The sequence below is a fragment of the Mesorhizobium sp. M0030 genome, assembly GCF_040323695.1.
GTDB lineage: Bacteria > Pseudomonadota > Alphaproteobacteria > Rhizobiales > Rhizobiaceae > Mesorhizobium.
The window spans coordinates 255092-261846 of the sequence record NZ_JAMYVE010000010.1; the positions used below are offsets into that span (position 1 = coordinate 255092).

A 6755-nucleotide genomic window follows, 5' to 3' on the forward strand; every position below is an offset into this window, starting at 1 on the left:
GGGCCGAAATTGCTATTTTTGCCTCGCTTCCGCCACGACTTTTTTTAAGCTGGACCATCCTTACCTGCGGCCTGCCATCAGCTGCGACGATCGGAGCCCTTTATGCGCGCAACGCGCCTTGCCTTCCACGCCGTTCTCGTTCCGGTGCTGTTCTCGATGGCTCCAGCCTTTGCCGTGCCGGCGCTGCAGGCGCATCGCGCCGTCTACGATCTTACCCTCGACAAGGCGTCGGACCGATCGGGCATCACCGGCATTTCCGGCCGCATGGTCTATGAGTTCAACGGCTCGCCCTGCGAGGGCTATACGGTAAAATTCCGTTTCGTCACCCAGATCGCCACCGGCGACAACACCAGGCTGACCGACCAGCAGACGACCACGTTCGAGGACGCCGAAGGCAAGACCTTCTCGTTCGTGACCAAATCCTTCGTCGACCAGAACCTAGACAAGGAGGTCAAGGGCACCGCCACGAAAGAGACCAAGGGCCTCAAGGTCGACATCGACAAGCCCGAGAAGAACAGCCTGGAACTCGCCGCTACTCAGTTCCCGACCCAGCATCTGGTCGAACTGATCGGCAAGGCCGAGAAGGGCGAGAATTTCTACGAAACCAGCCTGTTCGACGGTTCGGAGGATGCCAACAAGGTGATGACCACCACCGTCATCGTCGGCAAGAAGGCCGAGGGCGACAAGGCCGACCCCGAAGCGCCGGCGCTGGCCAAGCTTGCAGGCGACAAATACTGGCCGGTCGACATCGCCTATTTCGACGAGACCGACAAATCGGGCGAAGAGGTGCCGGAATACCGCATCAGCTTCAAGCTGCACGAGAACGGCATCACCCGCGACCTCACAATGGACTATGGCGAGTTCTCGATGACCGGAAAGCTGGTCAACCTGTCGCTGTTCGATCAGACCAAGCCTTGCCCGGTCTCGAAATAGCAACAATGCGGCGCTGGCCACGGCAGGCTTGATGGCAGTTCCCGATGGCGGTCTATGTCGATGCGGCGATCTGGAAATGGGCCGGCCATCGCTGGTGCCACCTGATGGCCGACGATACGGACGAACTGCATCGTTTCGCCGCCGAGCTTGGCGTCAAGCGTTCGTCCTACCAGGGGCCGCCCAGGACATCGGCGCCGCACTATGACATAACCGGCTTCGAGCGCGACCGGGCGGTGCGGCTCGGCGCCATCGAATGCAGCCGCGAGGAGATCGTTGCGATCTTCAGGCGCGTACGGGTACCCAACGGAAAGGGCCGATCGTGACCCTAACGGCATTCCTGGCTTATTGCCTTGCCATCACACTTGCCGCCGCCACGCCGGGACCGGCGATGTTCACGGTGATCACCAACGGCGTGGCACGCGGCTTCCTGCGTGCGTTCGTCGCCGGAATGGGCATTGCCGCCGGCGATGCCGTGCTGGTCACCCTGGCACTGCTCGGCTGGTGGCGCTGGCCCAGACCTTCGAATGGGTGTTTCTCCTGTTGAAATACGCCGGTGCGGCCTACCTGATTTTCCTCGGCATCAAGATGTGGCGGGCCGCGGCCGCGCAATCGGCCGCGCAAGGAATCCCCCAAACCGGATTGTCGCGTTCGTTCCTGCTTGGCGCCTCCGTGGCGCTCGGCAACCCGAAGGCGATCCTGTTCCACGCCTCGATCATGCCGCTGATCCTCAACCTCGACACCATGACGTTTGCCGACGGCCTGCTGGTGGTGGCAGTCGTCGTCGGCGCCAATATTCTCACCATTGGCATCTACGCCGCGCTGGCGGGCAGGGCATCCGGCTGGCTCAGGACGCCCGAACGCATGCGGCTGATTAACCGGTTCGCCGGCAGCGCCATGATCGGCACCGGAGCGCTGATTGCCGCACGCTGAGCGATGAAGCACCTCACCGCTTGCGTTTGCAGCGCTTCCCCTCTATATGCGCGCTCATTCCACACACGGACTTTGGTGTCTGCCCGGGAGAAATCCGGCTGAAACCTCCGGTGGCGTTCGAGGACAAAGTCCAAAAATGCCTGTGTCCGTGGAGGCTAACCGGAAAAGGAACTAAGAATGGCACTGCCTGATTTCAGCATGCGCCAGCTTTTGGAAGCTGGCATTCACTTCGGCCACCAGACCCACCGCTGGAACCCGAAGATGGCGCCTTACATCTACGGCGCCCGCAACAACATCCACATCATCGACCTGTCGCAGACGGTGCCTTTGCTGCACCAGGCTCTGAAGCAGGTTTCCGACACCGTTGCCAAGGGCGGCCGCGTGCTGTTCGTCGGCACCAAGCGCCAAGCGTCCGACATCGTCGCCGACGCCGCACAGCGTTCGGCCCAATACTATGTCAACTCGCGTTGGCTCGGCGGCATGCTGACCAACTGGAAGACGATCTCGAATTCGATCCAGCGCCTGCGCAAGCTCGACGAGATGCTGGCCGGCGAAGCCCAGGGCCTGACCAAGAAGGAACGCCTGAACCTCGACCGCGAGCGCGAGAAGCTCGACAAGGCGCTCGGCGGTATCAAGGACATGGGCTCGACGCCCGACCTGATGTTCGTCATCGACACCAACAAGGAAGCGATCGCCATTCTCGAGGCCAAGCGCCTCGGCATTCCGGTCGTTGCCATCATCGATTCGAACTGCGATCCGGACAAGATCGACTTCCCGATCCCCGGTAATGACGACGCGGCGCGCGCCATCCAGCTCTATTGCGACCTGATCGCCAAGGCTGCCATCGACGGCATCGCCCGCCAGCAGGGCGCGCTCGGCGTCGACATCGGCGCCTCGGTCGAAGCTCCGGTCGAACCGGCGCTTGATCCGGCTCCGGCCCCGGCTGCGGACGCTCCGGAAGCTTGACAATCGAAGGCCGGTTGCGGCCTTCATCATTCTCATATTTGGCACGCTAGACGGACGCATCACCGAGTACCGGTGGTGCGTCGGTGCATTTAAAACAAAGAGGCGACAATGAGCATTTCGGCTGCACAGGTCAAAGAACTCCGCGACTTGACCGGCGCGGGCATGATGGACTGCAAGGCGGCGTTGACCGAGACCAACGGCAACATCGAAGAGGCCGTCGACTGGCTGCGCAAGAAGGGCATTTCCAAGGCCGACAAGAAGGCTGGCCGTACTGCCGCCGAAGGCCTGATCGGCGTCGACTCCGGCGTCCGCGAGGCCGCCATCGTCGAGGTTAACTCCGAGACCGATTTCGTGGCCCGCAACGAGCAGTTCCAGGAGATCGTTCGCAATGTCGCCAAGGTCGCGCTTGCTTATGGCACGACGGAGGCTGTCTCTGCCGCAAAGTATCCGGGTTCGGACAAGTCGGTCACTGACACCATCAAGGACGCCGTTGGCACCATTGGCGAGAACATGAGCTTCCGCCGTTCGGCCAAGCTCACCGTCCCGCACGGTGCTGTCGCAACCTACGTCCACAATGCGGTTGCCGATGGTCTTGGCAAGCTCGGCGTTCTGGTCGCGATCGAGACCACGGGCAATGAGCATGCCGCCAACGCCTTTGGCCGCCAGGTCGCCATGCATGTCGCCGCCACCAACCCGCTGGCGTTGACCGCCGAGCAGATCGATCCGGCAGCGGTCGAGCGCGAGAAGGCGATCTTCGCCGACCAGGCGCGCCAGTCCGGCAAGCCGGAAGCGATCATCGAAAAGATGGTCGAAGGCCGCCTGCGCAAGTTCTACGAGGAAGTCGTGCTCCTCAAGCAGGCCTTCGTGCTCAATCCCGACATCACTGTCGAGCAGGCGCTGAAGGATGCCGAGAAGGACATCGGCGCTCCGGCCAAGATCTCCGCCTATCTGCGCTTTGCGCTGGGCGAAGGCATCGAAAAGGAAGAGACCGATTTCGCGGCGGAAGTCGCGGCGGCGGTGAAGAAGTAGTTTTAAAAATAGCCCCGAAAAGGGCTTCTCAGCTCAGGCAACTCGGCCGGGTGTCCGCAAGGATGCTCGGCCGATTTCTTGTGCGGTGTCGATGAAGGCCCTGAGCTTTGGCGCCGTCGACGCCCTGCGCGGGAAGTAAAGGAAGAGGCCGGGCTCCTCGATCGCCGTTTGCGGCAGGATCTGAACGAGGCGGCCGGCGGCCAATTCCGCGCGCACCAGCGGCTCGAACACATAGGTCAGCCCGACGCCGGCAAGCGCAAGGTCGATCGCGGCCAGCGAATCGGTGACGATGACCGTACCCTTCGTCTCGGCCACGACATCCTTGCCGTCCTCGGTCAGGTCCCAGCGATAGAGTGCGCCGGAGCGCACAAGCCGGTAGCCGATGCAATTGTGGTCCGAAAGATCCGCCACACCGCGCGGACGGCCATGCCGGCCGACATAGGCGGGGGAGGCGACGATCACGGCGTTGAATGGCGGCGTCAGCCGGACCGTGACCATGTCCTGTGCGATCATCTCGCCCAGCCGGATGCCGGCATCAAAACCCTCGCCGACAATGTCCACCAGCCCCTGGTCGGTGAGCAATTCGATGGTCACATCAGGATAGCGTTCAGCCATCGCGGCGGCCACAGGAGTGACGGCAAGTGGAACGGCGATGTTGGGAACGTTCAACCTGAGCAAGCCGGAGGGCCGGCCCTTGATGGCTCGGATGCGGTCCATCCGGTCGGCGATATCCTGGAGGGCAGGGGCTGCCGTGTCCACCAGCGCCTTGCCGGCTTCCGTCAGCGAGACGCTGCGCGTGGTGCGCGCAAACAGCGGCTGGCCGATCCGCTCCTCCACGAGGCGCACCGCATGGCTAACGGCGGATGGGGACATGCCCAGTTCGGCCGCAGCTAGCGCAAAGCCGCCGCGTCGGGCAACGGCGACGATGACAGGCAAATGACTGAGCAGATCCCGGTCCATTCATGCATGATATCGCATAGTCCTTGCGAACACTTCAATCTTCTCGATGCCGACAGGCTGACCCATATTGCCATCACCGATGCACAAAGGAGAAGAGAGATGGATGCCTTGAAACACGCTACCTTCGCCGCAGGCCTTGCCCTAGCGCCGGTCGATGCCGGCGGCGCCGAGCCGTCCGGTTGGCGCGCGCTCGCCGACGAACGCGCCGTCATCCGCATCGCCGATGCCATCGACCGTGCCGTCGATGCGCAGGACTGGAAGCTTGCCCGCTCCTATTTCGCCGACCGTGTCACCGTCGACTTCAGCAGCCTGTCAGGACAGCCTGCCGCCACCATCCCCTCCGACAATCTGATCGGTACCTGGGCCGGCAACCTCAGGGGCAGCAAGACCAGCCTGCATCTGCGCACCAATCACCAGGTGATCTTTGAGGCGGACGCGGCGACCGTCTCTTCGAACGGCTATGCCTGGAACCGGATGGAAGGCAATGGCGACCCGCTGTGGGAAGTCTGGGGCACCTACGAGCACCATCTGGTTCGCTCCGGGACCGGCTGGAAAGTCGACGGCTTCGTTTTCCGCGCCACGCATGAGCGCGGCAATCCCTGGGTCAAGATGACGCCTGGCCAGTGAGCCGGCGTCAAGAAATCAGGATAGGAAAAACACCATGACCATGAGCTATTACACACTGGGCAACAGCGGCCTGCGCGTCAGCCGGCTGGCACTGGGCACCATGACCTTTGGCACCGAATGGGGCTGGGGCGCGGACAGGGAAACCGCGCGCGCCATGGCCGACGCCTATGTCGAGGCCGGCGGCAATTTCTTCGACACCGCCGACCTCTACACCGGCGGCACAGCCGAAACCTGGCTCGGCGAATTCATCGCCGAGCGAGGCTTGCGCGACAGAGCGGTGATCGCCACGAAATTCACCTTCAACGCGGAGCCCGGCAATCCGAACGCCGGTGGCAATGGCCGCAAGAACATCTTGCGCGCCGTGGACGCCTCGCTGAAGCGGTTGGGCACTGACTATATCGACCTCTACCTCCTCCATGTCTGGGACGGGCTGACGCCGGCCGAGGAGGTCATGCGCACGATGGATGATCTCGTGCGTGCGGGCAAAATTCGCCATGTCGGCCTGTCCGATGTGCCGGCCTGGTATGCTGCCCGCGCGCAGACGATCGCCGAGTGGCGCGGCTACGAGCCGGTGTCGGCCCTGCAGCTTGAATATTCGCTGGCGGAGCGTTCGATCGAAAATGAGTTCGTGCCCTTCGGCACCCGCCATGGCGCAGGAATCATGGTGTGGAGCCCGCTGGCCAGCGGGCTGCTCAGCGGCAAGTACCGGCCGACGCAGGAAGGCCATGCCGGCCGGCTCGACGGCTTTCGCAACACCACTCATCCGGGGTTCCAGAAGTTCACCGAGCGCAACTGGGCGATCGTGGCGGAGCTCGAAAAAGTTGCCACCGAACTCGGACGCAGCATGGCGCAGGTCGCGCTCAACTGGGTGGCAACGCAACCGGGCATCGCCACCGTGATTCTTGGCGCCACCAAGCTGGCGCAGTTGCAGGAAAATCTGGCGGCGTTGGATTTCACTTTACCCGCCGAGCTTCGCGCGCGGCTGGATACGGTCAGGAAGACACCGCCGCCATTCCCGTACGCCTATTTCGGTTCCGACATACAAGCCCGGGTTACCGGCGGCGCCGTGACCGGCGACAAGCCGTTGGGTTATGCGCCGCCGCTGCTGGTCGAGGGCGACGCCGTCAGCATCACCAGCAACTGACGGGCCGCGACGGGAAGGCGGAATTGGGCGAGGGGCGGCGCGGGGCCAAGCGCGGCCCGGCGGGTTTAGCGACACCGCCTCGCCCCACCGCCCGCCCCCCCCCGGGGGGGACCTGCCCCAGCTCGGCCCCACCAAAAATAAACGGGCCACCAATGTAGCGTTAAAA

At 63.3% G+C, this 6755-nt stretch carries 9 protein-coding genes; 8 read left to right on the forward strand and 1 reads right to left on the reverse strand.

The genetic code is table 11. The features are described 5' to 3' along the window. The first annotated feature begins 102 nt into the window (after positions 1–102). The 6 genes from NKJ80_RS21145 to tsf all read left to right on the forward strand — a co-directional run bounded on the left by NKJ80_RS21145 (position 103) and on the right by tsf (position 3858). Entirely contained in the window at positions 103–933 is an 831-nt protein-coding gene (locus NKJ80_RS21145; RefSeq protein WP_023671019.1) for a cell envelope integrity EipB family protein, read from the forward strand. Positions 934–977: 44 nt separating this feature from the next. Beyond that, positions 978–1256, forward strand: a complete 279-nt coding sequence (locus NKJ80_RS21150; RefSeq protein ID WP_023671020.1) for a DUF4031 domain-containing protein — start codon at positions 978–980, stop codon at positions 1254–1256. Further along, entirely contained in the window at positions 1253–1477 is a 225-nt protein-coding gene (locus NKJ80_RS21155; RefSeq protein WP_352498252.1) for a LysE family transporter, read from the forward strand. Before NKJ80_RS21150 ends, NKJ80_RS21155 begins: the two co-directional genes overlap by 4 nt. Then, positions 1435–1863: a LysE family translocator gene (locus tag NKJ80_RS21160; protein ID WP_352498253.1), complete on the forward strand. Its 429-nt coding sequence runs from the start codon at positions 1435–1437 to the stop codon at positions 1861–1863. The genes NKJ80_RS21155 and NKJ80_RS21160 overlap by 43 nt, the downstream gene beginning before the upstream one ends. 177 nt (positions 1864–2040) lie before the next feature. Further along, positions 2041–2829: a 30S ribosomal protein S2 gene (gene rpsB / locus NKJ80_RS21165; RefSeq protein WP_023671022.1), complete on the forward strand. Its 789-nt coding sequence runs from the start codon at positions 2041–2043 to the stop codon at positions 2827–2829. Between the two features lie 108 nt (positions 2830–2937). Further along, positions 2938–3858 carry a translation elongation factor Ts gene (gene tsf / locus NKJ80_RS21170; protein ID WP_023684688.1) on the forward strand — a complete coding sequence of 307 codons (921 nt, stop codon included), beginning with the start codon at positions 2938–2940 and terminating at the stop codon, positions 3856–3858. 33 nt (positions 3859–3891) lie between these two features. Here the strand turns inward: tsf and NKJ80_RS21175 are convergent, their stop codons facing one another. Continuing rightward, complete coding sequence (locus NKJ80_RS21175; RefSeq protein ID WP_023684689.1) at positions 3892–4818, reverse strand: LysR family transcriptional regulator; 927 nt, start codon at positions 4816–4818, stop codon at positions 3892–3894. 99 nt (positions 4819–4917) lie between these two features. Here NKJ80_RS21175 and NKJ80_RS21180 point away from each other — a divergent pair, with 99 nt between their 5' ends. Further along, positions 4918–5445 (forward strand): nuclear transport factor 2 family protein, encoded by a 528-nt coding sequence (locus NKJ80_RS21180; RefSeq protein WP_023671025.1) that lies wholly within the window; start codon positions 4918–4920, stop codon positions 5443–5445. A 34-nt stretch (positions 5446–5479) separates the two neighbouring features. Then, entirely contained in the window at positions 5480–6589 is a 1110-nt protein-coding gene (locus NKJ80_RS21185) for an aldo/keto reductase (RefSeq protein WP_352498254.1), read from the forward strand. Positions 6590–6755 lie beyond the last annotated feature (166 nt).